The following is a 22984-nucleotide window of genomic DNA, read 5'->3' as shown; positions in this document are numbered from 1 at the left end:
GGGGTTGATGAATGAAAAGAGGCGGCATTTTATGCCGGGAACTTGAACAGGAACAGTGTCAGGAGGGGTCAGATGTCCCGACCCCTCCCCGGACTCAGTGTTTGACGAGGTAGAGCTGACGGCTGTAGGCCACGTCTTCCGGGTTGTTGATGGGATACCCCTTGAGCCAGGGCTTGATGAGCCGGGCATTGGTGTACTGGTAGATGGGGGCGATGGGGGCCTCCTTCTGCAAGATGGCCTCGGCCTCATCGAACAGGCGGGCCCGCTCTGTGGGCTCCTGACTGTTGGCCGCCTGCGCCAGCAGCTTGTCGTAAGCCGGGTTGGCGAACCGGGCCATGTTGCCGCTGTGGCCCGATCCCCAGAGCCCGAGGAAGGCGGAGGGGTCGTTGTAATCGGCGACCCAGGAGGAGCGGATCACCTCGAACTGGCCACTTTGACGGCTGTCGAGATAGGTTTTCCACTCCTGGTTGGTGAGCTCGACCCGGGCCCCCAGCTTCTGTTTCCACAGGTTGGCGATGGCCAGCGCCATCTTCTTGTGAATTTCCGCCGTGTTGTAGAGCAGGGTCAGCCTGAGGGGATTGCTTGGGCCGTAGCCCGCTTCTTTCAGCAGGGATCTGGCACGCTCGTCCAGCGCCTGCTGACTGCTGGTGGAGAGCAGATTGGGCTTGGGGTCGAAGCCGGCGGTCACGTCCGGGGTGAAGTGGTAGGCCGGTTTCTCTCCGGTGCCCAGCACCTTGTCGGCAATCAGGCCCCTGTCGATGGTGTAGGAGAGCGCCTGGCGAACCCGAACATCATTGAGGGGCGGGCGCTGGGTGTTGAAGGCGTAGTAGTAGGTGCCGAGCTGTTCCGGGGTATAGACCTCCCCCGGGATCTGGGCCATCAGGCTCTGGTACTGCTCCTTGGGGAAGGATTCGGTGATGTGCAGATCCCCGGCCAGATAGCGGTGTGTGGCCGCGCTCTCCTGGTTGATGGGCACGAAGGTGACGCGGGTCAGCACCGTGTGGGCGCGATCCCAGTAGTAGGGATTGGGCGTCAGCTCCAGTTTCTCGTTCACCACCCGGTGACTCAACACGAAGGCGCCGTTGCCCACCAGCTTGCCGGGCTGGGTCCACTGGTTGCCATATTGTTCCATGCTGGCCTGGTGCAGGGGCGACAGGCTGGGATGGGTCAGCAGGCTCAGGAAATAGGGCACCGGCTGGGAGAGGGTCACCTTCAGGGTATGGTCATCGACGGCCTCCACCCCGAGCGCATCGGGGGCCAGCTTGCCTGCCACTATGTCGTCCACCTTGTCGAAGCGAGCGAGCTGGGCGAACCAGGCGAAAGTGGCGGCTTCCCTGGGGTCAACCAGCTTGCGCCAGCCATAGACGAAGTCGGCGGCGCGCACGGGGTCGCCGTTGGACCAGCGGGCATCCGGCCTCAGGTGGAAGGTGAATGTCTGGTTCCCCTCGTTGTCCCAGCTCGCGGCCACCCCGGGCAGCACCTTGCCGTCCGGCCCCTGGGTCAGCAGCCCCTCGTAAAGGTCTCTGAGGACCTGCAGCTCCGGCAATCCCACCAGCTTGAGAGGGCTCAGGCTCGCCGGTTCATCCTTGAGATGACGGACGACGGCCTGTTCAGCGGCGAGTGGGGTACCGGGCGGCACATCGGCGGCCTGGACGCAGGCACAGCCCAGCAGGGCCAGCAGGGGGCTCCATCCTTTCATGGTGAATCCTTCAAAATGTGTGAAGCGGGGAGAAAACTCGGCGAGAATGCATCGCCGGCAGATGGGAAATCATGATATCCCCTTTGCTGGTCAGACCGCCAGCATGAGTCCCATTGATATCCGATGCGGCTGTCAACGAAGGGGCGCCGTGAGCGCCAGGAAAAGGAGAGAATGATGAGAGCATGGATCTTGTTGGCCTGCGTGCTGAGCCAGGGCGCCTGGGCGTTGTCCCCGTGCGAGAAGAGCAGCCCGGTGGGAAGCTGGTGCGAGGTGAACATAGAGGCGCTGCACCCCACCCAGGGCGGCGTGGGGCAGTTGCAGGTGGATACCACTGCCCGGGAGCTGGCGGACAAGAGCGAGAAGCAGCTCGACAAGCTGATGAAAAAGAAAGAGATCCCCATCGTCATCGCGCCGGATGGGGGTTACTGGCTGGTGGACAGGCACCATCTGACCAAGGCGCTGTGGCAGCAGGGGGTGAAGCAGGTCAGGGTCAAGGTGATTGCACGGTTGCAGGACAGGGCCAATTTCTGGAGCCAGATGCAGAACAACCACTGGGCCTGGCTCAAGGATGAACGGGGTCAACCCCTGACTCCCGAGCAGTTGCCCGGCCATATCGGTGAATTGCCGGATTACCCCTACCGCACCCTGGCGGGGCTGTTGCAGGATGCGGGCTACTTCAGCAAGAAGGATCAGGTCTACTTCGTCGAGTTTGCCTGGGCCAGCTGGCTCGGCCAGCAGATGGCCTGGCAGCCGATCGATGAGGTCAACCTCGCAGATCGCCTCGCCGAAGCCAAACGGCTGGCGTGCAGCAGCAAGGCGTCGGATCTGCCTGGTTACCCCGGCAAGCAGTGTCGCGTCAATCAGCCCAGAACGGCGGGTTGAGGGATCCTGCACAAAGGGTCTGGTTGATATTTGTTCTCGATTGGCCATGATACAAACTCCACTCGTGTCGGCAAAGGAGAGGAACATGGAACATCAGAACTGGCAACGTTACATGCTGGAGGCGGAGAACGCCCTTGGCATGGGGGCTCTGGGCACGGCGATCTGCCTCTATCAGCAGGCCCTGGGGGAAGTGTATGAGCTGGCCTCCGGGGATCTGGACGAACTGGCCAGCATGCGGGTCGCCACCTGTCACCGCATGGCCGATTTCTGGCGTGCCATGGAAGAGCCCGCCTATGAACTGCGCTACCTCAAGCTCGCCTCCGAGCTGGTCACCGCCCTGGTGCCCCAGTGCCCCAACCGTGAGTGCGAATCCCTCATCAGCGAGCTGGGCTGCTGCCGCGCCGCCCTGCTCTCCTTCTTGAAGCGCCACCCCAATCCGGAGATTGCCCGGCTTATCCAGGTGCAGGACAGGGTGCAGGGCTGCGAGCTGATAGGCCGGTTCCGTCTCAACTAAGTTCAGCGCCGTTTTTGCAGCTTGCTGGCGATGCGGTTTTGCGCCTCTTCCCCTTGCAGGGCCTGGGCGAAGGCGCGCGCTTCCAGGTCGATGACGAAATGCACCGCCTGTTTGAGCTCCTGCTTGAGCAGCGCCTTGCTCTTCTGGAGCGCCATCGGCGGCTTGGCCGCCAGTTTCAGTCCCTGCTCCCGAGCGAAGGGGAGCAGGTCCGCCGGGGCCAGCACCCGGTTGGCGAGCCCGAGACGCAGCGCCTCTTCCCCATCGATGGCCTCTGCCAGCAGCAACAGCTCCGCCGCCTTGAGGTGACCGACGGCGCGTGGCAGCAGCAGGCTGGCGGCAAACTCCGGCACCAGTCCCAGCTCGACGAAAGGCAGCTGCAGCCGGGCGTTGTCACCCAGATAGACCAGGTCGCAGTGCAGCAGCAGTGTGGTGCCGATGCCGACTGCCGGGCCGCCCACGGCGGCGATCACCGGTTTGGGGAAGTCGGCCAGGGTGTGCAGAAATTGCAGGATGGGGTCGTCCGGCTCAAGGGCGTGCTTGCCAACAAAGTCGGCCAGATCGTTGCCGGCGGTGAAGCACCCCGCCTGGCCCTGCAACAGCAGCACATGGACCTCTTCGTCCCGGGCGGCCTGGCGCAGTGCGTCGGTCAGCGCCAGATACGTTTCCGTGTTGAGGGCATTGCGCTTTTCCGGTCGATTGAAGGTCAGGGTGAGCAAGCCGTCCTGCTGTTCGGCCAGAATTGTGAGGGCCATGTCTGAATCCTTGTTGTCGGGGGCTGTCAAAAGCTTGCCACAGGGGTAAGCTTTGTCTCGTTTAACAACATCATAAAAGGATTTCAACCATGTTTAAACGTGCGTTTTATTCCACCATGGCACTGCTTCTGGCCGCCCCGGCCCTGGCCAAGGTCGACGCAGTCGATGGTTATGTGCGCCTGCTGCCCCCTGGCTCGCCGAACACAGCGGCGTTCATGGTGCTCAGGAACGATGGGGACAAACCGGTGAAACTGGTGGCGGGAGCGTCTCCTGAGGCGGGCCGTGTCGAGCTGCACACCCATTTGCACGAGAACGGCGTCATGAAGATGCGCCAGGTGGAGAGTATCGAGATCCCGGCCAAGGGGGAGGCCGTGCTCAAGCCCGGCAGCCTGCACATCATGTTGTTCGACATCCATACCCTGGCCCAGGGCACGCCCTTCCCGCTGACCCTGACCCTGGACGATGGGCAGACGCTGTCACTGAGCCTGCCCGTGAAGCCGGTCGAACCCATGAAAGGGATGAAGCACTGACATTTATGGACGCTTGTTCAGCTTTTTACTCTAGGTATTCCTTGCCCAGCGGGTAAAATGATGGCCTTTCCAGTCCAAAATGGAGCGAAGTGATGAAGAAGACCCTGATTGCCGGCACTGTGATGGCTCTGCTCAGCCATGGGGCCATGGCCGCCAATGACTGGCGTTTTGCGGCGGGTGCCGATCTGTGGAATGCCCAGGGAAGTGGCCAGGTCAGCAGCGTGGGTGCCGATGGCAGCTACGACGAGAACTACAACTGGAGCGGCTACCTGCAACTGGAGCACGGCATCCTGCTGCTGCCCAACGCCAAGTTTGAAATGTCCGACTTCAGCAGCAGCGGTGGCAGCTTCAACAACGATCTGCTGGCTTACGACCTGAGCCTCTACTATCGCCTGTTCAACAACGATCTGTTCCAGATCGATCTGGGTCTGACCGGTCGTCGCTACGACGGTGATTTCAACACCCAGCACTACTCCTATGACAAGGATGTGCTGATGGCCTACACCGGGGGTGAAGTACGCATCCCGGGGACCGGCTTTGCCGCCTTCGGTGATGCCCGCGTGCAGGATGCCGACAACTACGACTACCGTCTGGGCGGCTCCTACAAGTTCTCTTCCGTGCCGCTCAAGATCCGCGCCGGCTGGCGTGAGGCCGAGATGGACTTCGATCGCGTCGATCAGACCATCGACGGCTGGTTCATCGGTGGTGAATTCACCTTCTGATCTCCCTGAGGAGCACACATGGGCCACATCATAGTGACTGGCGCGGGGTCCGGACTGGGCCGCGCCCTGACCATAGGGCTGGTTGAACGCGGCCATCAGGTTTCCATGATGGGTCGCCGTTACCAGAAACTGCAGGAGCAGGAAGAGCTGCTCGGCAAGGCGGTGATCGGCATTGCCGCCGATCTCGCACACCACGAAGAGGTGGATGTCGCCTTTGCCGCTGCGGTGGAGTGGGGCGGTCTGCCCGACATGGTGATCCACTGTGCCGGTGTCGGCGAGTTCGGCCCGGTGGGTGTCTACACCGCCGAGCAGATCCGCCGGGTGGTGGAGAGCAATCTCATCTCCACCATACTGGTGGCCCAGCAGACGGTACGCCTCATCGGCGACAAGGGCGGGGTGCTGGCGAATGTGCTCTCCTCCGCCGCCCAGACCGGCAAGGCCAACGAGAGCCTCTATTGCGCCTCCAAATGGGGCATGCGCGGCTTTCTCGAATCCTTGCGGGCCGAGCTGAAGAGTGCTCCCCTGCGACTGGTGAACCTTTATCCGAGCGGGATCCGCAGCGAGTTCTGGGAGAATTCGGATCACGTGGATTCGAGTGGTTTCATGACGCCGGAAGACGCGGCAGCCTACATGCTGGATGCGCTGGCCGCGAGAAGCAGCTGCCATGTGACCGATCTCTTTATCGGTCGTAATGCCTGAAGCGCCGTGAACCGGCCCCGTCGCCAGATGACAAGGAAAAAAAGCGCGCCATTTGGCGCGCTTTTTCATTGATGTGCAGTGCTAAATTATCTGCTTGCCTGCCTCTCTTTACGCCGGGCCATCATGGATGTGAAGGCGGGTAAATTCAGTGCCGACATGGCACGGATGATTGATGATGCATCTCGGCACATATTATTTCCGAGTCGCATATTCCCGCAGGAAGGATGGAATCACCTGTTTTGGCTTCTTGCCAAGGGTCAGCAGCAATGCAAAGTCCGGGTCGATAATGCCATGCCGACACGCCAGCTCTTCCAACAAGGCAAGCCAGAGGTGGGCCGTCACCTCTGCATCCGCCAGGGCACGGTGAAACACCCCGTCATTGGGCAGGCTCCGGTATTGCACCAGGGTACCCAGCTTGTGATCCGGGGCATCGGGAAACAGGCGCCTCGATAGCAGCAGGGAACAGGCGAACTGGCCGCGGTATTGCGCCGGCAATCGCTCTATTTCCGCATCCAGAAAGCGCTTGTCGAAGGAGGCGTTGTGGGCGACCAGATTGTCATCACCGATAAAGTCGACGAAATCCGCCATCACCTCGTTACAGGGGGGAGCCTGTTTCAGCATGGCATTGCTGATCCCGGTATATTGCTCGATGAAGCTGCTCACGTTGAAGCCCGGATTCATCAATGCCGAGAAACGCTCACTGATATGGCCATCCTTGATTCTGACGGCACCGATCTCGATGGCTCTATCCCCTTGTCCGGGTGAAAGCCCTGTGGTCTCGAAGTCGAGCACGACAACGGTATTGGCTGAGGCGATGGACATAACTTCTCGGGCAAGCTCGGTAAAGAGCGCCAGTCTAGGAAATCAGCCGTGCCGTGTACAGGGCAATGCAGTTATCTCATTGGTTCACGCTGGAGACGCATTTTTGTGCATCATGGCTGAGAGCCATATAAAAAGCCCCGAGTGCCGTGGCACTCGGGGCTTTCCTATGAAAAGCGAAAGGCGGTGTCGCGTTATCAGCGACCCAGCTTGGCCTTGAGCATGGCAACGATCTCGCCGATGGCCACTTCCTGCTTCTCGCCGGAGCGGCGGCACTTGTACTCCACCACGCCGTTGTCGAGACCACGGTCACCGATGACGATGGCGTGGGGCACACCGATCAGCTCCATGTCGGCGAACATCACACCCGGGCGCTCCTTGCGGTCGTCAAACAGCACGTCCACACCGGCGGCTTTGAGCTCGGCGTAGAACTGCTGCGCCTGCTCGGCCACGCGCTCGGACTTGTGCATGTTCATCGGCACGATGGCCACTTCGAACGGGGCGATGGCATCCGGCCAGATGATGCCGTACTGGTCGTTGTTCTGCTCGATGGCCGCAGCCACCAGACGGGAAACCCCGATACCGTAGCAACCCATCTCCATGGTGACGGACTTGCCGCCTTCGTTCAGCACGCTCGCCTTCATCGCTTCGGAGTACTTGGTACCCAGCTGGAAGATGTGGCCCACTTCGATACCGCGCTTGAGCAGCAGCTTGCCCTGGCCGCACGGGCTCGGGTCGCCTTCCACCACGTTGCGCAGGTCGGCAACCTCAAAAGAGGTGATGTCGCGATCCCAGTTGGCACCGGTCAGGTGGAAACCGGTCTCGTTGGCGCCGCAAACAAAATCGCTCAGATGGGCGGCGCTGCGATCGACGATGATGCGACCGGCAAAGCCGACCGGGCCGATGGAGCCTGCATCGCAACCGGCGGCCGCTTTGATCTGCTCGTCATTGGCGAAGGTCAGCGGGTTAGCCACGCCAGAAAGCTTCTCGGCCTTGATTTCGTTCAGCTCGTGGTCGCCACGCAGTACCAGGGCGATGACGGCCTGTTTGCCGTGCTCGTCTTCCTCGGCCAGTACCAGCAGGGTCTTGGCGATGGCGGTCGGCGCCACGTTCAGGAAAGCGGCCACTTCGTCGATGGTGTGGACGGCCGGGGTGGCCACCTTGGTCAGGGCTTTGGTTGCGGCAGCGCGCTCGCCAGCCGGCGCCAGGGCTTCGGCCATCTCGATGTTGGCGGCGTAATCGGATGTATCGGAGAAGGCGATCAAGTCTTCACCGCTCTCGGCCAGCACCTGGAATTCGTGGGAGCCGGTGCCCCCGATGGAGCCGGTATCGGCCTGCACCGGGCGGAAGTTCAGACCCATGCGAGTGAAGGCGGTGCAGTAGGCCGCATGCATCTTCTCATAGGTATCGACCAGGGAGGCCTTGTCGATGTGGAAGGAGTAGGCATCCTTCATCAGGAATTCGCGGCCACGCATCACGCCGAAACGGGGGCGCACTTCATCGCGGAACTTGGTTTGGATCTGGTAGAGGTTCAGCGGCAGTTGCTTGTAGCTGTTCACTTCGTAACGGACCAGCGCGGTGATCACCTCTTCGTGGGTCGGACCCAGCACGAAGGGGCGGTTGTGACGGTCGGTCAGGCGGCACAGCTCGGGGCCGTAGTCATCCCAGCGGCCGGACTCCTGCCACAGCTCGGCGGGCTGTACCACCGGCATGGACACTTCGACGGCACCCGCATTGTTCATCTCTTCGCGGACGATGTTTTCAATCTTCTTCAGGACCCGCAGGCCGGTCGGCAGCCAGGCGTACATGCCGGAAGCGAGTTTGCGGATCATCCCGGCGCGCAGCATCAGCTGGTGGCTGACAACTTCAGCGTCGGAGGGGGTTTCCTTGAGAGTGGAAAGCAGATATTGGCTGGTACGCATCGCGGTAGACCTTCGCTAGTTCGGGCGGCTTGGCCCTGGAAAATTTCAAGTGCGGAATTTTAACAGGCGAAGCCCCCCGGCCCAAGGGCTAAATTCAGCGGCGCTGGGGGGAGGGCGGGGGCCTTGCCCCGTCCGCACTAGACCCGAAATTGCGACAGCAACTGCTGTTGCTGCTGGCTGGCCTGATGGAGGGAGGAGGCCAGTTGCAGGCACTCCTGGGCTTCCTGTTCGCCCGTCTGGGCCTGCAGGCTGATATCCGAAACCTTGCCCGTGGTGTGCCCCAGGGTGTGGGAGAGCTGGCTGGTCGCCTCTGCCACCTGTTGCACCATGTCGGCGAGCTGATCGATGGCCTCTTCTACCTTGAACAGGATCTGCTTGGTGTTGTCGGAGTCCGCCATACCCGATTCCACGGTTTTCAGGTTGCGTTGCATCATCAGATAAGCCTGCTCTGTCTGCTGCTGGATGCTGTTGATCACGTCCGTTATCTCGGCACTGGAGGTGGCGGTGCGATTGGCCAGGGTGCGCACCTCGTCGGCCACCACGGCAAAACCGCGCCCCATCTCGCCCGCCCGGGCGGCTTCGATGGCGGCATTGAGTGCCAGCAGGTTGGTCTGCTCCGAGATATTGCTGATGGTGGAGATGATCTGGCCAATCTGCCCTGCCTGCTCCTTGAGGGCGTTGATGGCGGTGGCACATTCACCCACCTCCATGACCACCCGCTGCATGCCGGCGGTGGCGGAGGAGACATACTGGCTGCTTTGCGTGGTGAGCTGGCGCACCTCGTTGGCGTTGTGTGCCGCCAGGTTGCAGTTGTCCGAGATGGTGGTGGCCACCTGCACCATCTGCTCGCTGTCGTGGTGCAGCGCCTGGGCATGCGCTGCGGTCTGGCGGCTGCTCTGGCTGATGGCCTGGACCCGGTTGACCGAGGTGTGCACGTGCTGGTTGATGTGCTGGTTGTTGTCCATGGTGGCGCTGATCATTTTCTGCAGCTTCTCGATGAAGCGATCCACGCTGCCGGCCAGGGAGCCAATCTCGTCGTCGCGTGAGAGGTTGATGCGGGCATTGAGATCTCCCTCCCCGGCGGCGATGTCCTGCATGCGCTTGTCGACCTGGAGTAGCGGACGAACAATGGTGCGTACCAGCCAGAAGCCGCAGCAGGTGACGATCAGCAGGCTGAGCAGCAAGCCCCCCAGGATGAGTCCCCTGGTGTAGTCGATGATGGCGTTGAGCTGGTGAACCTGATCCTCGACGGTGGCGTCCCCCTGGGCCTCGACCTCGACCAGAGCCAGCCTGAGCTGGTCGGCACTGTGTTCGTAACGGGCCAGCTGGTTCTGATAAGCGCTCAGGGCTGTGGTCCATTCACGGATCAGGCGGGCATTGTCGGCTTGCAGGGCACGATACTGGGTGGAGAGCATTTGGCCTGCAAACTCCCCGTCGCCGGGCACATCGAACTGGCCGGTTGCCAGCATGCCGTCAACCGCGTCCTGATAGAAGCGGGTGGCTTGTGCCAGCTCGGCCTGGATGGCAGGAGTAGGGCCTTCGCTCTGCATCTTCTCCAGCGCATAGAGCTGGCGCAGGAATCCGATGTTGGCCTCCATGCCGCCATCGGCCGCTTGCCAGCGGGTCGCAAGGCCGCCGTTCCAGCTGATGGCCTGATCCGGTGAGCGGGTGAGGCTCTCGACGGCCTCGTCACCGATCACCTCCAGCCTGGTCGAGAGGCGTGACATGCGTTCAGAACTGGCACGCAGCGCCTCATCGGCGCTCGTGAAGGTGCGATAGAGGGTCAGCAGCTGTGCCTGCTCTTGCTGATAGGTCTGCTCATGCTGCTTCAGCGTGGTGATGGCCGCCGCATCGATGAGCCCGCCTTGCTCCACCCGGTGCAAAGCGTCGCTGGCCGCCTCTTTTGCCCGTTGCAGCTCCGGTGCGTCGAGGGGGATCCCCGAAAGCATTTTCTGGATATAGAGCGACTGGTTGCCGAGTTCGATGGAGCCCTCCATGGCACCATCTGCCGTCTGCCAGGCGGCACCCAGGACGTAGGAGAGCAGATCAGCCAGCCGCTGGCTGCCATACCAGCCGATCGCCCCCATGCCCAGGGTGCAGCCGAGCAGAATGGTGAGTCCGAGGTTGGATGTGGTGACGATTTTCATGATTCAAGCCTTCCCTGGTGCCGAACAAGACCATTTCAGTGTTCAATCAATGACGAAGATGTGCCATCCCCGATGGAAAATAAAGTGACAGACTGTGTTCTGAACGAGGGAAATGGCCGGGTATGAAGAGCTGGTCATCCCATGATCTGCATGGACCTATGCTGGATACTTATCCAGTTATTCTTTATGCTATGACCCAATTTGCGAGAGTCTGCGTGGCGAGGAAAAGAACATGATCGGTCGCTTGAGAGGCGTCATCATCGAGAAGCAACCCCCCGAGGTGTTGCTGGAAGTCGGAGGGGTGGGATATGAGGTTCATATGCCCATGAGCTGCTTCTATGATCTGCCCGAACTCGGGAAAGAGGCCGTCATTCACACCCACTTCGTGGTGCGTGAAGATGCCCAGCTGCTCTACGGCTTCAACCACAAGCAGGAGCGGGCGCTGTTTCGCGAGCTGATCAAGACCAACGGGGTCGGCCCCAAGCTGGCACTGGCCATTCTCTCCGGCATGACGGCCACCCAGTTTGTGATGAGCGTTGAGCGCGAGGAGATAAGCTCCCTGGTCAAGTTGCCCGGCGTGGGCAAGAAGACCGCCGAGCGCCTGGTGGTGGAGATGAAAGACCGCCTCAAGGGCTGGGTCAGCCACGATCTCTTCTCCCCGGCCGAAATCACCCTGCCCGCGAAAGAGAGCCCGCTGCGTGCCCCGGATGCGAGCGAGGAAGCGGCCAGTGCACTGGTGGCCCTCGGCTACAAGCCGCAGCAGGCCAGCCAGATCGTCAGCAAGGTGGCCGCCGACGGCATGTCGGTAGAGGAGATCATTCGTGAATCCCTGCGCAGCCTGGTGTGAGGTAGACAATGATTGAAGCGGATCGCCTCATCTCGGCCGGTGCCGCCCGTGAGGACGAGATCATCGATCGGGCCATCCGGCCCAGAAAGCTGGCCGATTACACCGGACAGGATCACGTCTGCGATCAGATGGAGATCTTCATCGAGGCCGCCCGCCAGCGCGGGGAGGCCCTCGATCATCTGCTGATCTTCGGGCCTCCCGGCCTTGGCAAGACCACGCTAGCCAACATCGTCGCCAACGAGATGGGGGTCAACATCAAGACCACCTCGGGCCCCGTGCTGGAGAAGGCCGGCGATCTGGCGGCGCTCCTCACCAACCTGGAACCGAACGATGTGCTCTTCATCGACGAGATCCACCGTCTCAGCCCGGTGGTGGAGGAGGTGCTCTACCCGGCCATGGAGGATTATCAGCTCGACATCATGATAGGGGAGGGGCCGGCGGCCCGCTCCATCAAGCTCGATCTCCCTCCCTTCACCCTGATCGGTGCCACCACCCGGGCCGGCTCCCTCACCAGCCCCCTGCGTGACCGGTTTGGCATCGTGCAGCGCCTCGAGTTTTACAACGTCAAGGACCTGACCGACATCGTCTCTCGCAGCGCCCGCTGCCTCGGGCTCGACATGACGGAAGACGGCGCTCTCGAGGTAGCCCGTCGCTCCCGGGGGACACCGCGCATTGCTAACCGTTTGTTAAGGCGGGTACGAGATTTTGCCCAGGTGAAGTCTGACGGGCGAATTGACGGACCCATTGCGGCCCGTGCTATGGACATGCTGGACGTGGACAATGAAGGTTTCGACTTCATGGATCGCAAGCTATTGTTGGCCGTCATCGACAAGTTTATGGGGGGGCCAGTCGGGCTCGACAACCTGGCCGCCGCCATCGGTGAGGAGAAGGACACCATAGAAGACGTGCTGGAACCTTATCTGATCCAGCAAGGCTATCTGCAACGTACACCCAGAGGGCGGATCGCAACTCAGAGAGCCTACGCACACTTTGGCCTGGAACGACCGGCAGATCAGTAGACGTTGCGATATGAACCAAAAAGCCGCCCTTGAGGCGGCTTTTTGTTTTGCAGGCAAAAAAAAGCCCACGGCACAGGCGGTGGGCAAAGACAATTCAGGATGGATGTTCACAGACAGTGAGCGCGTCTGCAGACCGGTCGGGAAAAAACAGAGGAGCCGTCGCGAGGCTTCAGAGTCGGTTCATTTGATAGAGTTGAACGAAAGAAAGCTTGTAGTAACGGATGGTCTTGGCAACAAACTTTTTCATCATTAATCCCAACAAACAGGTTCGAAATGTTCATCGAATACGTACCGGGAACCCGGAATGACCGGCCTGTATTCAGAGGTATGCCCTCACTGCGAGGCGCATTGTAGGAGCTCTTTACGGGTGGGACAAACAAGAAAATCTATGGGCTTCTGATTAGATAAACTAATGATTTTGGTAGGAGTGCCAATCCGCATAAACATGTGTTTTTACTGGGTTTAAATTGATTTTTGGATGAGCCTGGCCATTTATTGAAATAATCGAGACGCGAGGGCTTTATTTCCGTGGTTGCGTATTTGTTTAACAGAATTGAAACTATTTTGGTTGGTCATAAAATTGATTTAAATCAATTATTTACGACTTATCGTTTTTTGTGATGAAGCTCCCATAATTAATGGGGAAAGCCCTATAAGTTACCTTGAAAAAACATGTATTGAGGGTGGTTTTACATTGATTTCAATCAAATAAAGGTGATATAAAACAGCGATCATTATAGGCGGGAATAGAACCCTGGTTATTGTTTATTAGATGTTAAACATTAGCTTTTTTTGTTCCTGTATATTGCCTTGTTGTTAATGTGGTGGCAGTCGAATCCGGTCAGTCCGCGAGGGGTGACCGACCGTTCGGGGACTTCCAATGGAAGCTTTGTCCTTAAAACTTAAAATAGCCGTGCCAATAATCGGTGAGGAAACATCATGATTGCTGAGCATGTGGTAGACCTATCGCGGTTCCAATTTGCTGCGACGGCCCTTTATCACTTCCTGTTTGTACCCTTGACGCTGGGGATGGCCTTCATCCTGGCGATCATGGAGTCTGTCTATGTGATGACCAACAACACAGTGTACCGGGACATGACCAAGTTCTGGGGCAAGTTGTTTGGTATCAACTTTGCCCTCGGGGTTACCACCGGGCTCACCATGGAGTTTCAGTTCGGTACCAACTGGGCTTACTACTCCCACTATGTCGGCGACATCTTCGGGGCCCCGCTGGCCATCGAAGGCTTGATGGCCTTCTTCCTGGAGTCCACCTTCGTCGGTATGTTCTTCTTCGGTTGGGATCGTCTCAGCAAGCGCCAGCACCTGGCGGCTACCTGGCTGATGGCGCTCGGGACCAACCTCTCCGCACTGTGGATCCTGGTCGCCAACGGCTGGATGCAGAACCCGGTGGGTGCCGAGTTCAACTTCGAATCCATGCGCATGGAGATGGTGAGCTTCGCCGACCTGGTGTTCAACCCGGTTGCACAGGTCAAGTTCGTCCACACCGTGGCGGCAGGCTATACCACGGGTGCCATGTTCGTGCTCGGGATCTCCTCCTATTACCTGCTGAAGAATCGTGATGTGGCGTTCGCTCGTCGCTCCTTCGCCATCGCGGCCGCGTTCGGCATGGCCTCCATCCTCTCCGTGCTGGTGCTGGGTGACGAGTCCGGCTACGAGACCGGGGAAGTGCAGAAGGTGAAACTGGCGGCCATCGAGGCCGAGTGGAACACGGAGCCGGCTCCGGCATCCTTCACCCTGTTCGGGATCCCGAACCAGGAGGAGATGCGCACCGACTACGCCATCAAGATCCCCTATGCCCTCGGCATCATCGCCACCCGTTCCCTCGACGGTCAGGTGACTGGTCTCAAGGATCTCAAGAGCGAGCATGAGCTGCGCGTGCGCAACGGCATGACCGCCTACGACCTGCTGACCAAGCTGCAATCCGGTGACAAGTCCGACGATACCCGCGCCCGCTTCGACGAAGTGAAGCAGGATCTGGGCTACGGTCTGCTGCTCAAGCGTTACACCCCCAACGTGACCGACGCCACCGACGAGCAGATCAAGGCTGCCGTGGATGACTCCATCCCGCAGGTACTGCCGCTGTTCTTCGCCTTCCGCATCATGGTTGCCTGCGGCATCCTGATGCTGGTGCTGATCGGTCTGGCCTTCTATGACAGCACCCGCCACAAGATCGGCGAGCGCAAGTGGCTGCTCAAGGCGCTGCTGTACGGCATTCCGCTGCCCTGGATCGCCATCGAGGCTGGCTGGTTTGTCGCTGAGTATGGTCGTCAACCCTGGACCATCGCCGAGATGCTGCCGACTTATGTCTCTGCATCCAACATTCCTGCGTCCGAGATCTGGTTCTCTCTGATCGGGATCTTCCTGTTCTACACAGTACTGCTGATCATCGAGATGTACCTGATGTTCAAGTATGCGCGCCTGGGCCCAAGCAGCCTGAAGACGGGCAAGTACCACTTCGAACAGAGCAAGGCATAAGGAGAGTGACCCATGTTTGATTACGAACTGTTGCGTCTGGTCTGGTGGGTGCTGGTCGGCGTGCTGCTGATCGGGTTTGCCATCACCGACGGTTTCGATATGGGGGTGGGCGCCCTGCTCCCCTTCGTCGGCAAGAAGGATGTGGAGCGTCGCGTGATGCTCAACACCATGGGGCCGCACTGGGAAGGCAACCAGGTCTGGCTGGTGACCGCCGGTGGAGCCCTGTTCGCCGCCTGGCCCATGGTCTATGCGGCGGCCTTCTCCGGCTTCTACATCGCCATGATCCTGACCTTGATGGCGCTGTTCTTCCGTCCGGTCGGCTTCAAGTACCGCTCCCTGCAGGAAGACGCCAAGTGGCGCTCCAACTGGGACTGGGCTCTGTTTGCCGGTAGCGCCATTCCCCCTGTTATCTTCGGGGTGGCGTTCGGCAACCTGCTGCAGGGTGTACCGTTCAGCTTCAACCAGTTCCTGATGATGACCTATCACGGCAACTTCTTCGGCCTGCTCAATCCGTTCGGTCTGCTGGCCGGTCTGGTGAGCCTCTTCATGATCATCACCCAGGGTGCAACCTGGCTGATGATGAAGACCGAAGGTGAAGTGCTGGCGCGCTCTCGCACCGCCGCCATGATCTTCTCCCTGCTGACCCTGGTGCTGTTCGCCCTGGCCGGTGTCTGGGTGAGCGGCATGGATGGTTATGTGATTGTGGGCTCCGTCGCCACCGACGCCGTCACCAACCCCCTTCACAAGGAAGTGGTGGTGCAGGCCGGTGCTTGGATGCAGAACTACAACCTCTATCCCTGGATGATTGCCGCACCCGTGCTGGGTCTGGTGATGTGTCTGCTGACCGCCGTGGCGGCCAAGCTGGACAAGGGTTGGGTGGCGTTCCTGTTCTCCTCCCTGGCCATCGCCGGCATCATCCTGACCGCGGGCTTCTCCATGTTCCCGTTCGTGATGCCTTCGAGCCTCGAGCCGTCCCAGAGCCTGACCATGTGGGATTCCACCGCCTCCTTCAACACCCTCAAGGTGATGACGGTAGTCGCAGTCGTCTTCGTGCCGACCGTGCTGGCTTACACCATCTGGACCTACATCAAGATGTTCGGCCGGGTGAGTAACAAGCACATCGAAGACAACCAACAATCGCTCTACTAAGAAGGTGCCCTGATATGTGGTATTTCACCTGGATCCTGGGGCTGCTGCTGGCCTGTGCGTTTGGGATTATCAATGCGCTCTGGCTGGAGCACACCGAGAACCTGGATCGTCAGATTGATGAAGACAAGTGACAGGCTCGCCCGGCTGGCCGCTCCTCTGGAGCGCCAGCCATGGCAAGGTCTGATGCTGCTGGCGGCGGCCCTGCTGGCTGTCGCCATCTTGCAGGCGCCCAACCTGGTCGCGGCCAACACCAGTGAGCACGGCCTCTGGCTCGCGCCCTGGCTGATGTGGGCGGTCTGTTGCGGTGTCATGCATGGACTGGGGTTTCACCCGCGCAGCCTGGTGGGTCGCGTGCTGTTCCTCCCCTGGCTCGCCCTGCCCAGCCTGCTCTGCGGGCTCTGGCTGACCAGCAGCTACTACCTGCCATAAATGATGAAGGAGGTCGGCATGAGCCCACCTCCTTCTTTTTTTTTGAGGGGCGTGCCGCCGCCCGGTCAGAGCGACAGAACCTCGCTTGTCACGCCGCTCGCAGCCACTTCTCTTGTCCGCTTTTCTTGTGATGCTGACAGCCCTGTGGTCTTCGGCCTGTCGGCGCCGCAGCACGCCATAAAAAACAGGGGGAGAGGGGATTTCCCTGTCTCCCCCTGCTTCTTTCCTATTCAGCCCTGCGCTATGATAGCCCCCCATCTGACTGTCGAATGGATCACAGATTTTTATGGGGGAAGTCTCTGAGTTTCCGGTGCGTGTCTACTACGAAGACACGGATGCCGGAGGCATCGTCTACAACGCCAATTATCTCAAGTTTATGGAACGGGCCCGCACCGAATTCCTGCGCGCAGGCGGCATCGAACAGGATGTCCTGCTGCAGGCGGGGATCGCGTTTGTGGTGAGTCGCACCGAAATCGACTTCCGCGCGGCTGCCCGCTTCAATGAACTGCTGACCGTAATGACGCAAGTAACTGAAGTGAAACGCGCTTCCATGCGTTTTTCACAGCAGATCCTGGCGGCTGATGGACGGCTGATCACTCAGGCCATGGTACAGATCGCCTGTGTCAGTCATCCGCAAATGAAACCTGTTGCAATACCTGAAAAAATCAAGGGAGTGCTGTTAAGTGCACGCTGAAATTTCGTTTATTGGCCTGTTCTGGCAAGCCAGTCTGTTGGTGAAACTGGTCATGATGACCCTGATGGGCATGTCGGTCGTCTCCTGGGCGCTGATCATCCAGCGCTCCAAGGCCATCAAGGCGGCCAACCTCGCCTCGGAGCAGTTTGAAGACAGATTCTGGTCCGGGGTCGACCTCAATCGTCTCTACCAGGAGTCCTCCTCCCGTCGTGACGACATCGAAGGCATGGAAGACATCTTCTACTCCGGCTTCAAGGAGTATGCTCGCCTGCTCAAGGCCGGTGCCCGCGGTCAGGATGCGGTGATGGACGGTACCTATCGCGCCATGCGCGTTTCCCTGTCCCGTGCAGTGGACGATCTCGAGTCCAACCTGCCGGTCTTGGCGACCATCGGTTCCATCAGCCCCTATATCGGTCTGTTCGGTACCGTCTGGGGGATCATGAACGCCTTTATCGCTCTGGGCCAGGTTCAGCAGGCGACCCTGCAGATGGTGGCACCGGGTATCGCGGAGGCGCTGATCGCCACCGCCATGGGTCTGTTTGCCGCCATCCCGGCCGTTATCTTCTACAACCGCTTCACCAACAAGGTCGAACGGCTGGAAAACGCCTACGCCAACTTCATGGACGAGTTCACCACCATTCTGAACCGCCAAATCGCACAGCAGGGTGAGAAGTAATGCAAACCTATCAGCGGCTCAAACGCAAGAAGGTCGCCGAGATCAACGTGGTGCCCTATATCGACGTCATGCTGGTGCTGCTCATCATCTTCATGGCGGTCACGCCCGTGATCACGCAGGGGGTCAAGGTCGACCTGCCCCAGGCGGAGTCCGAGCAGTTGCCGGAAGACTCCAAGCCGCCTTTCATCGTCAGCGTCAATACCGAGGGTGAGTACGTCATCAAGGCCGGCGAGGCGGATGACGAACCCGTACCGAGCGGCACACCAGAGGCGATGCAGCAGTACATCACCGAGAAGGCCATGGGCTATCTGGCCATCAACCAGAACGCGCCCGTGGTGGTCGCCGGTGACAAGTCCGTGCGCTACGAGGAGGTGATCCTGCTGATGGTGGCCCTCAAGAAAGCCGGTGTGCCTCAGGTTGGTCTGATGACGGATCCGGTGAACTGACGGAGATGGATGTGAAGCGTGGTATTTCCGGTTATCTCGTCGCGTCGCTGCTGCTGCATCTGATCATCGGCATCATCCTGCTGGTCGGTGTCGACTTCAGCAAACCCAAGCGCCCCGAGTCCAAGGGACAGATCGTCAATGCGGTCATGATGGACAGCGAAATGCTGGAGCAGCAGATGCAGCAGGTCCAGCAGCAGAAGCAGGCCCAGCCCAAGGCTGCACAGCAGCAGAAGGACAAGGAAGACGCTGAGCGCGTCAAACGCGAGCTGGCACAGGAGCAGGAGCGTCTGCGTATCGCCGAGACCAAGCGCAAGCAGGCCGAAGAGGCGACCCGCAAGGCCGAAGCCGACAAGCAGAAGAAAGAGGCTGAACAGAAGCAGGCCGAAGAGAAGGCCCAGAAAGCCGAGGAAGCCCGCAAGCTGGAAGAGCAGAAGACCAAGAAGGCCGAAGCCGAACGCAAGGCGGCGGAAGAGGCCAAGGCGCTGGCGCTCAAGAAGAAAAAAGAAGAGCTGGAGAAGAAGCAGGCTGAAGAGAAGGCCAAGGCGGAAGAGGCCAAGGCCAAGAAAGCGGAAGCCGAGAAGAAGGCCAAGGCCGAAGCCGAGAAAAAGGCGAAGGCGGAAGCCGAGAAGAAAGCCAAGGCCGAGGCCGAGAAGAAGGCGAAGGAAGAGGCGGACAAGAAGGCAAAAGCTGACGCAGAGAAGAAGGCGAAGGCCGAGGCCGACAGAAAGGCCAAGATTGAGGCGGAGCGCAAGCGCAAGGCGGCCGAAGAGGCCAAGTTGCAAAAAGAGATGGAAGCCATGATGGAGCAGCAGCTGGCCGCCGAGGCCAATGCGCGCAGTCAGGCAGCATCGGCAGCCGCCAAGGGCGAGGTCGACAAGTATGCCGCCCTCATCAAGGCCACGGTCGAGCGCTACATGATTTTGGATCCCACCATGCGGGGCAAAACATGTACTATCGGTGTCAAGTTGGCCAGTAGCGGCTTCGTCATCTCGGTGGACAACGGTCAGGGTGATCCGGCGGTCTGCCGCTCCGGCAAGGCGGCGGTTCTGAAGGCCAACCAGTTGCCGGTGCCGAAGGATCCGGCGGCATTCGAATTGATGAAGGATCTACGCCTTCAGCTAGCGCCAACGATTTAAGAGAGTGTTTCTGCTTTGATTGGCAAAGGTTGTTGATCAGAGAACTGAGTCTCAAATTGGAACTGAGAGTTTAAGCCATGATAAGAAAAGTGTTTTTTGCTTTGGTTGGCTGTTTGTTGCTGGGCCAGAGTGCTCAGGCGGCCTTGGATATCGTCATCACCGGCGGTATCGACAGTGCACGTCCCATCGCCATCGCTCCCTTCAAGTGGGAGGGCAATGGCCAGTTGCCGCAGGATATCGCGGAGGTGGTCTCCAACGACCTGATGCGCAGCGGCAAGTTCAAGCCGCTGGCCCGTGGCCAGATGCCGCAGGCGCCGAGCTCCAGCGGCGAGATCAACTTCGCACCCTGGGCTTCCCAGGGAGTCGAAGCCGTGGTGGTCGGCTCCATCGCCGCCGTGGGTGATGGCACCTACAAGATCAACTTCGAGCTGGTCGACGTCCTGAAAGGCCAGCTGGCCAAGACCCAGGGCGGTGAGGCGAACGGTTACATCCTGGACAGCCGCATGGCGACCATCCCGGGTGCGCAGATGCGCCAGTTTGCCCACCGCATCTCCGACATCGTCTACGAGCGTCTGACCGGTGAGCGTGGTGCCTTCCTGACTCGTCTGGCCTATGTCTCCGTGCAGCAGGGCACCCAGTTCCCGTATCAGCTGCGGATCTCCGACTACGACGGCTACAACGAGAAGACTCTGCTGCGCTCCCGTGAACCCCTGATGTCCCCGGCCTGGTCGCCGGATGGCAGCAAGCTGGCTTACGTGAGCTTCGAGAACCAGAAGTCCGAGATCTATGTGCAGGACATCTACACCCAGCAGCGCAGTCTGATCACCAGCTTCCGTGGCATCAACGGTGCGCCGGAGTGGTCTCCGGATGGTCGTCGTTTGGCTATTGTTCTGTCCAAAGATGGGCAGCCTGACATCTATGTCGTTGATGTTGCTAGCAAGCAACTCACTCGAGTCACAAATAACCGCACCATCGACACCGAACCCTCCTGGATGCCGGACGGTCAAACTTTGCTGTTCACCTCTGAACGTGGTGGCAAACCCCAGATTTATAGCGTAAATTTGGCGACTGGCATGACTCGCCGGATGACCTGGGAAGGGGATTCCAACCAGGGGGCATCCATCACACCGGACGGCAAGTCCATGGTGATGGTGACCCGGGTTCAGGGACAATATCGCATCGCTCGCCAGGATATGGAAAATGGAGCCATGCTGGTACTGACCCAGAGTGCTCTGGATGAATCGCCAAGTGTGGCTCCCAATGGCAGCATGATCATTTATGCCACCATCTATCAGGGTCGTAAGAGTCTTGCATTGGTGTCGACCGACGGTCGCTTCAAGGCAGTGCTTCCGACCAGTAGCGGTGAAATTCGTGCACCAGCTTGGTCGCCCTTCTTGAATTGATAAAAATCGATTGTTTTTTGTTTTGTTATAAAGGTTTAAGGAAATAGCATGCAACTCAATAAACTGCTCAAGGGTCTGGCCATCGCACTGCCACTGTTCACCCTGGCTGCCTGTAGCTCCTCTTCCGACTCCGACGCCGCTGGCGCCGAGTCCGGCATGACCGACGGCATGGGCGGTGTACAAACCGGCGGCGCCAACGGCATGTTGTCCCCGGAAGAGCAGATGCGTCAGAAGTTCGAAGCGCTGCAACGCGACAACGTGATCTACTTCCCGTACGATGGTTACGACATTCAGGGTCAGTACGCCGACCTGCTGGATGCCCACGCCAGCTACCTGCGTGAACGTCCGAGCGTCAAGGTACTGATCGAAGGCCACGCCGACGAGCGCGGTACGCCGGAATACAACATCGCGCTGGGTGAGCGTCGTGCCAAGGCTGTTGCCAAGTATCTGCAAACCCTGGGTGTGCAGGCCGAGCAGCTCTCCATCGTCAGCTATGGCGAAGAGAAGCCGCTGGATCTGTCCCACACCGAGGAAGCCTTTGCCAAGAACCGCCGTGCGGTCCTGGTTTACTAAGGTTTGAGTCGAACGAAGTTCGTTTATATGCAAGCGGCCATTTCGATGGCCGTTTTATTTGCACTAAACGTCAAGGTTTGATCCGAATGAAATCTGTATCAGCGAGCGACTATGCGCTGGCCGTTTTATTTGCACTAAACGCTAAGGTTTGATCCGAATGAAATCTGTGTACAAGCAAGCTGGTGTTGCGCTGGCCGTGTTGGTTGCTTTGAATGCGCAAGCGGCGGCACCCGTGAGCGATCTGAGCGGGGATTCTGGCAGCAGCGGCGTGGTGCTGAGCGGCAACAATGGTGCCATCGTACCGACCGGCAGCCTGGAAGACCGGGTTGCTCTGCTGGAGCGTACCCTCAACGCCCGTCTGCGTCTGCAGGCCGAACTGCAGCAACAGGTCGACTCCCTGCAAGGGGAGGTCTCCGAGCTGCGTGGTCAGCTGGAACAGCAGACCTACCAGATGGAGCAGTCCCAGGAGCGCCAGCGCCAACTCTACCAAGAGCTCGACAAGGTGGCCAACAGCCAGCCTGCCGCCGCGCCCGCAACACCTGCTGCAGGTGCTGCAACGCCTCCTGCCGCGGCAGCCAACTACTCCACCAACCAGGATGAGAACCAGGCCTACGACGCGGCCGTGAACATGGTGCTCAAGGAGAAGAACTACGACAAGGCCATTCCTGCCTTCGAAGGGTTCATCAAGCAGTTCCCGAACTCCAGCTATGTTCCCAATGCCCACTACTGGCTTGGCCAGCTGATGTTCAACAAGGGCGACAGGGCGGGGGCCGCGAGCCAGTTCTCCACGGTGGCGAACAAATACAGCAAGTCACCCAAGCGGGCCGATGCCCTGCTGAAACTCGGCATGCTCGCCCAGCTTGACGGCAAAAAAACAGAGGCCAAGGCCTTCTATGAGCAGGTGATCAAGGGTTACCCCAACACCTCGCCGGCCCAGCTGGCCAAACAGAGTCTGGCCAAGCTGTGACATTGCTGCATGTCACTGTTTTCGTAACACTCTTGTAAATACCGCCGTGCTTTGTATGCGCAGTGAACAATCAGATTTAATTTAAGATTTTTCTATTGCGCCAGGATGATAAATCCGTAATATAGGCCGCCGTCAGAGCCGGAGCAGTAATGCAGTCGGCGCTGGTCGTGGTGAGGGTCGTTAGCTCAGTCGGTAGAGCAGTTGACTTTTAATCAATTGGTCGCTGGTTCGAATCCAGCACGACCCACCATTTCTTCACAGCAGGTGAAGACAATATTCCCAGGTCGTTTAGCTCAGCTGGGAGAGCACCTCCCTTACAAGGAGGGGGTCACTGGTTCGAGCCCAGTAACGACCACCATGTTGTAATGCTGGCCGCCACATGCGGTTGGTGAAAGGTTCAGGATGTGGGTCGTTAGCTCAGTCGGTAGAGCAGTTGACTCTTAATCAATTGGTCGTAGGTTCG

Annotated in this window: 24 protein-coding genes and 2 tRNA genes; 21 read left to right on the top strand and 5 right to left on the bottom strand. The window is 59.5% G+C overall.

Translation table 11 applies throughout. The features are described from left to right. Positions 1–94 precede the first annotated feature (94 nt). Positions 95–1699, bottom strand: coding sequence for an ABC transporter substrate-binding protein (locus AB5Y50_RS16470; RefSeq protein ID WP_049635947.1), 1605 nt, complete (start codon positions 1697–1699; stop codon positions 95–97). Between the two features lie 174 nt (positions 1700–1873). On the opposite strand from AB5Y50_RS16470, the gene AB5Y50_RS16465 reads away from it, so the two are divergent. Beyond that, on the top strand, positions 1874–2581 hold the full coding sequence (locus tag AB5Y50_RS16465; RefSeq protein WP_010672858.1) for a ParB-like protein: 708 nt from the start codon (positions 1874–1876) through the stop codon (positions 2579–2581). Between the two features lie 85 nt (positions 2582–2666). After that, the gene (locus AB5Y50_RS16460) at positions 2667–3095 is read left to right on the top strand and encodes a DUF2753 family protein (protein WP_010672859.1); all 429 of its coding nucleotides are present in this window, start codon (positions 2667–2669) and stop codon (positions 3093–3095) included. 2 nt (positions 3096–3097) lie between these two features. Here the strand turns inward: AB5Y50_RS16460 and AB5Y50_RS16455 are convergent, their stop codons facing one another. After that, a complete protein-coding gene (locus tag AB5Y50_RS16455; protein WP_049635946.1) occupies positions 3098–3847 on the bottom strand; it encodes an enoyl-CoA hydratase-related protein in 750 nt (249 codons plus the stop codon). Positions 3848–3936: 89 nt separating this feature from the next. Here AB5Y50_RS16455 and AB5Y50_RS16450 point away from each other — a divergent pair, with 89 nt between their 5' ends. The 3 genes from AB5Y50_RS16450 to AB5Y50_RS16440 all read left to right on the top strand — a co-directional run bounded on the left by AB5Y50_RS16450 (position 3937) and on the right by AB5Y50_RS16440 (position 5798). After that, positions 3937–4377, top strand: coding sequence for a copper chaperone PCu(A)C (locus AB5Y50_RS16450; protein WP_039039478.1), 441 nt, complete (start codon positions 3937–3939; stop codon positions 4375–4377). A 92-nt stretch (positions 4378–4469) separates the two neighbouring features. After that, positions 4470–5099 (top strand): TIGR04219 family outer membrane beta-barrel protein, encoded by a 630-nt coding sequence (locus tag AB5Y50_RS16445; protein WP_049635945.1) that lies wholly within the window; start codon positions 4470–4472, stop codon positions 5097–5099. A gap of 18 nt (positions 5100–5117) precedes the next feature. Then, positions 5118–5798 carry an SDR family oxidoreductase gene (locus AB5Y50_RS16440; protein WP_045523363.1) on the top strand — a complete coding sequence of 227 codons (681 nt, stop codon included), beginning with the start codon at positions 5118–5120 and terminating at the stop codon, positions 5796–5798. Positions 5799–5990: 192 nt separating this feature from the next. Here AB5Y50_RS16440 and AB5Y50_RS16435 read toward each other — a convergent pair whose 3' ends face one another. The 3 genes from AB5Y50_RS16435 to AB5Y50_RS16425 all read right to left on the bottom strand — a co-directional run bounded on the left by AB5Y50_RS16435 (position 5991) and on the right by AB5Y50_RS16425 (position 10686). Next, positions 5991–6620 (bottom strand): PolC-type DNA polymerase III, encoded by a 630-nt coding sequence (locus tag AB5Y50_RS16435; RefSeq protein ID WP_049635944.1) that lies wholly within the window; start codon positions 6618–6620, stop codon positions 5991–5993. Positions 6621–6814: 194 nt separating this feature from the next. Next, on the bottom strand, positions 6815–8539 hold the full coding sequence (locus AB5Y50_RS16430; protein WP_049635943.1) for a proline--tRNA ligase: 1725 nt from the start codon (positions 8537–8539) through the stop codon (positions 6815–6817). Positions 8540–8676: 137 nt separating this feature from the next. Next, on the bottom strand, positions 8677–10686 hold the full coding sequence (locus tag AB5Y50_RS16425; protein WP_049635942.1) for a methyl-accepting chemotaxis protein: 2010 nt from the start codon (positions 10684–10686) through the stop codon (positions 8677–8679). Between the two features lie 232 nt (positions 10687–10918). Here AB5Y50_RS16425 and ruvA point away from each other — a divergent pair, with 232 nt between their 5' ends. From ruvA to AB5Y50_RS16345, 16 genes are all read left to right on the top strand, one after another. Further along, positions 10919–11533, top strand: coding sequence for a Holliday junction branch migration protein RuvA (gene ruvA, locus AB5Y50_RS16420; protein WP_010672867.1), 615 nt, complete (start codon positions 10919–10921; stop codon positions 11531–11533). Positions 11534–11541: 8 nt separating this feature from the next. Then, the gene (gene ruvB, locus AB5Y50_RS16415) at positions 11542–12552 is read left to right on the top strand and encodes a Holliday junction branch migration DNA helicase RuvB (RefSeq protein WP_041211014.1); all 1011 of its coding nucleotides are present in this window, start codon (positions 11542–11544) and stop codon (positions 12550–12552) included. A gap of 10 nt (positions 12553–12562) precedes the next feature. Beyond that, entirely contained in the window at positions 12563–12805 is a 243-nt protein-coding gene (locus AB5Y50_RS16410; RefSeq protein WP_029313687.1) for a hypothetical protein, read from the top strand. Between the two features lie 686 nt (positions 12806–13491). Further along, entirely contained in the window at positions 13492–15048 is a 1557-nt protein-coding gene (locus AB5Y50_RS16405) for a cytochrome ubiquinol oxidase subunit I (protein ID WP_010672869.1), read from the top strand. 12 nt (positions 15049–15060) lie between these two features. Then, positions 15061–16197 carry a cytochrome d ubiquinol oxidase subunit II gene (gene cydB / locus AB5Y50_RS16400; protein WP_010672870.1) on the top strand — a complete coding sequence of 379 codons (1137 nt, stop codon included), beginning with the start codon at positions 15061–15063 and terminating at the stop codon, positions 16195–16197. A gap of 14 nt (positions 16198–16211) precedes the next feature. Then, positions 16212–16328 carry a cytochrome bd-I oxidase subunit CydX gene (gene cydX, locus AB5Y50_RS16395; protein WP_005331536.1) on the top strand — a complete coding sequence of 39 codons (117 nt, stop codon included), beginning with the start codon at positions 16212–16214 and terminating at the stop codon, positions 16326–16328. Continuing rightward, positions 16315–16626 carry a cyd operon YbgE family protein gene (locus AB5Y50_RS16390; protein WP_103244242.1) on the top strand — a complete coding sequence of 104 codons (312 nt, stop codon included), beginning with the start codon at positions 16315–16317 and terminating at the stop codon, positions 16624–16626. Before cydX ends, AB5Y50_RS16390 begins: the two co-directional genes overlap by 14 nt. 286 nt (positions 16627–16912) lie before the next feature. Next, positions 16913–17320 (top strand): tol-pal system-associated acyl-CoA thioesterase, encoded by a 408-nt coding sequence (gene ybgC, locus AB5Y50_RS16385; RefSeq protein WP_010672872.1) that lies wholly within the window; start codon positions 16913–16915, stop codon positions 17318–17320. Next, positions 17310–17996, top strand: a complete 687-nt coding sequence (tolQ, locus tag AB5Y50_RS16380; protein WP_010672873.1) for a protein TolQ — start codon at positions 17310–17312, stop codon at positions 17994–17996. Before ybgC ends, tolQ begins: the two co-directional genes overlap by 11 nt. Next, positions 17996–18442, top strand: coding sequence for a protein TolR (gene tolR / locus AB5Y50_RS16375; RefSeq protein WP_010672874.1), 447 nt, complete (start codon positions 17996–17998; stop codon positions 18440–18442). The genes tolQ and tolR overlap by 1 nt, the downstream gene beginning before the upstream one ends. 5 nt (positions 18443–18447) lie before the next feature. Then, positions 18448–19578, top strand: a complete 1131-nt coding sequence (gene tolA, locus AB5Y50_RS16370; RefSeq protein WP_010672875.1) for a cell envelope integrity protein TolA — start codon at positions 18448–18450, stop codon at positions 19576–19578. A gap of 77 nt (positions 19579–19655) precedes the next feature. After that, the gene (gene tolB / locus AB5Y50_RS16365) at positions 19656–20981 is read left to right on the top strand and encodes a Tol-Pal system beta propeller repeat protein TolB (RefSeq protein WP_049635941.1); all 1326 of its coding nucleotides are present in this window, start codon (positions 19656–19658) and stop codon (positions 20979–20981) included. A 48-nt stretch (positions 20982–21029) separates the two neighbouring features. Then, a complete protein-coding gene (pal, locus tag AB5Y50_RS16360) occupies positions 21030–21554 on the top strand; it encodes a peptidoglycan-associated lipoprotein Pal (RefSeq protein ID WP_010672877.1) in 525 nt (174 codons plus the stop codon). Between the two features lie 157 nt (positions 21555–21711). Further along, complete coding sequence (ybgF, locus tag AB5Y50_RS16355) at positions 21712–22521, top strand: tol-pal system protein YbgF (RefSeq protein WP_042014605.1); 810 nt, start codon at positions 21712–21714, stop codon at positions 22519–22521. A gap of 174 nt (positions 22522–22695) precedes the next feature. Then, positions 22696–22771 (top strand) — tRNA-Lys (locus AB5Y50_RS16350). Between the two features lie 32 nt (positions 22772–22803). Then, positions 22804–22879: transfer RNA gene (locus AB5Y50_RS16345), tRNA-Val, on the top strand. Positions 22880–22984 lie beyond the last annotated feature (105 nt).

Source organism: Aeromonas sp. s6 (assembly GCF_040907815.1).
Taxonomy (GTDB): domain Bacteria; phylum Pseudomonadota; class Gammaproteobacteria; order Enterobacterales; family Aeromonadaceae; genus Aeromonas; species Aeromonas caviae.
The sequence above is the reverse complement of the archived record's forward strand: the minus strand, read 5'-3'. Positions and strand labels throughout refer to the sequence as shown.

Bases quoted from the DNA above. Each gene is read 5' to 3' on its own strand.
- AB5Y50_RS16465 (WP_010672858.1), top strand. From the start codon at position 1,874: ATGAGAGCATGGATCTTGTTGGCCTGCGTGCTGAGCCAGGGCGCCTGG.
- AB5Y50_RS16470 (WP_049635947.1), bottom strand. From the start codon at position 1,699: ATGAAAGGATGGAGCCCCCTGCTGGCCCTGCTGGGCTGTGCCTGCGTC.
- cydB (WP_010672870.1), top strand. From the start codon at position 15,061: ATGTTTGATTACGAACTGTTGCGTCTGGTCTGGTGGGTGCTGGTCGGC.
- AB5Y50_RS16425 (WP_049635942.1), bottom strand. From the start codon at position 10,686: ATGAAAATCGTCACCACATCCAACCTCGGACTCACCATTCTGCTCGGC.
- cydX (WP_005331536.1), top strand. From the start codon at position 16,212: ATGTGGTATTTCACCTGGATCCTGGGGCTGCTGCTGGCCTGTGCGTTT.
- AB5Y50_RS16460 (WP_010672859.1), top strand. From the start codon at position 2,667: ATGGAACATCAGAACTGGCAACGTTACATGCTGGAGGCGGAGAACGCC.
- tolB (WP_049635941.1), top strand. From the start codon at position 19,656: ATGATAAGAAAAGTGTTTTTTGCTTTGGTTGGCTGTTTGTTGCTGGGC.
- ruvA (WP_010672867.1), top strand. From the start codon at position 10,919: ATGATCGGTCGCTTGAGAGGCGTCATCATCGAGAAGCAACCCCCCGAG.
- AB5Y50_RS16390 (WP_103244242.1), top strand. From the start codon at position 16,315: ATGAAGACAAGTGACAGGCTCGCCCGGCTGGCCGCTCCTCTGGAGCGC.
- tolR (WP_010672874.1), top strand. From the start codon at position 17,996: ATGCAAACCTATCAGCGGCTCAAACGCAAGAAGGTCGCCGAGATCAAC.
- AB5Y50_RS16410 (WP_029313687.1), top strand. From the start codon at position 12,563: ATGAACCAAAAAGCCGCCCTTGAGGCGGCTTTTTGTTTTGCAGGCAAA.
- AB5Y50_RS16435 (WP_049635944.1), bottom strand. From the start codon at position 6,620: ATGTCCATCGCCTCAGCCAATACCGTTGTCGTGCTCGACTTCGAGACC.
- AB5Y50_RS16450 (WP_039039478.1), top strand. From the start codon at position 3,937: ATGTTTAAACGTGCGTTTTATTCCACCATGGCACTGCTTCTGGCCGCC.
- ruvB (WP_041211014.1), top strand. From the start codon at position 11,542: ATGATTGAAGCGGATCGCCTCATCTCGGCCGGTGCCGCCCGTGAGGAC.
- tolA (WP_010672875.1), top strand. From the start codon at position 18,448: ATGGATGTGAAGCGTGGTATTTCCGGTTATCTCGTCGCGTCGCTGCTG.
- AB5Y50_RS16430 (WP_049635943.1), bottom strand. From the start codon at position 8,539: ATGCGTACCAGCCAATATCTGCTTTCCACTCTCAAGGAAACCCCCTCC.
- AB5Y50_RS16445 (WP_049635945.1), top strand. From the start codon at position 4,470: ATGAAGAAGACCCTGATTGCCGGCACTGTGATGGCTCTGCTCAGCCAT.
- AB5Y50_RS16440 (WP_045523363.1), top strand. From the start codon at position 5,118: ATGGGCCACATCATAGTGACTGGCGCGGGGTCCGGACTGGGCCGCGCC.
- pal (WP_010672877.1), top strand. From the start codon at position 21,030: ATGCAACTCAATAAACTGCTCAAGGGTCTGGCCATCGCACTGCCACTG.
- ybgF (WP_042014605.1), top strand. From the start codon at position 21,712: ATGAAATCTGTGTACAAGCAAGCTGGTGTTGCGCTGGCCGTGTTGGTT.
- ybgC (WP_010672872.1), top strand. From the start codon at position 16,913: ATGGGGGAAGTCTCTGAGTTTCCGGTGCGTGTCTACTACGAAGACACG.
- AB5Y50_RS16455 (WP_049635946.1), bottom strand. From the start codon at position 3,847: ATGGCCCTCACAATTCTGGCCGAACAGCAGGACGGCTTGCTCACCCTG.
- AB5Y50_RS16405 (WP_010672869.1), top strand. From the start codon at position 13,492: ATGATTGCTGAGCATGTGGTAGACCTATCGCGGTTCCAATTTGCTGCG.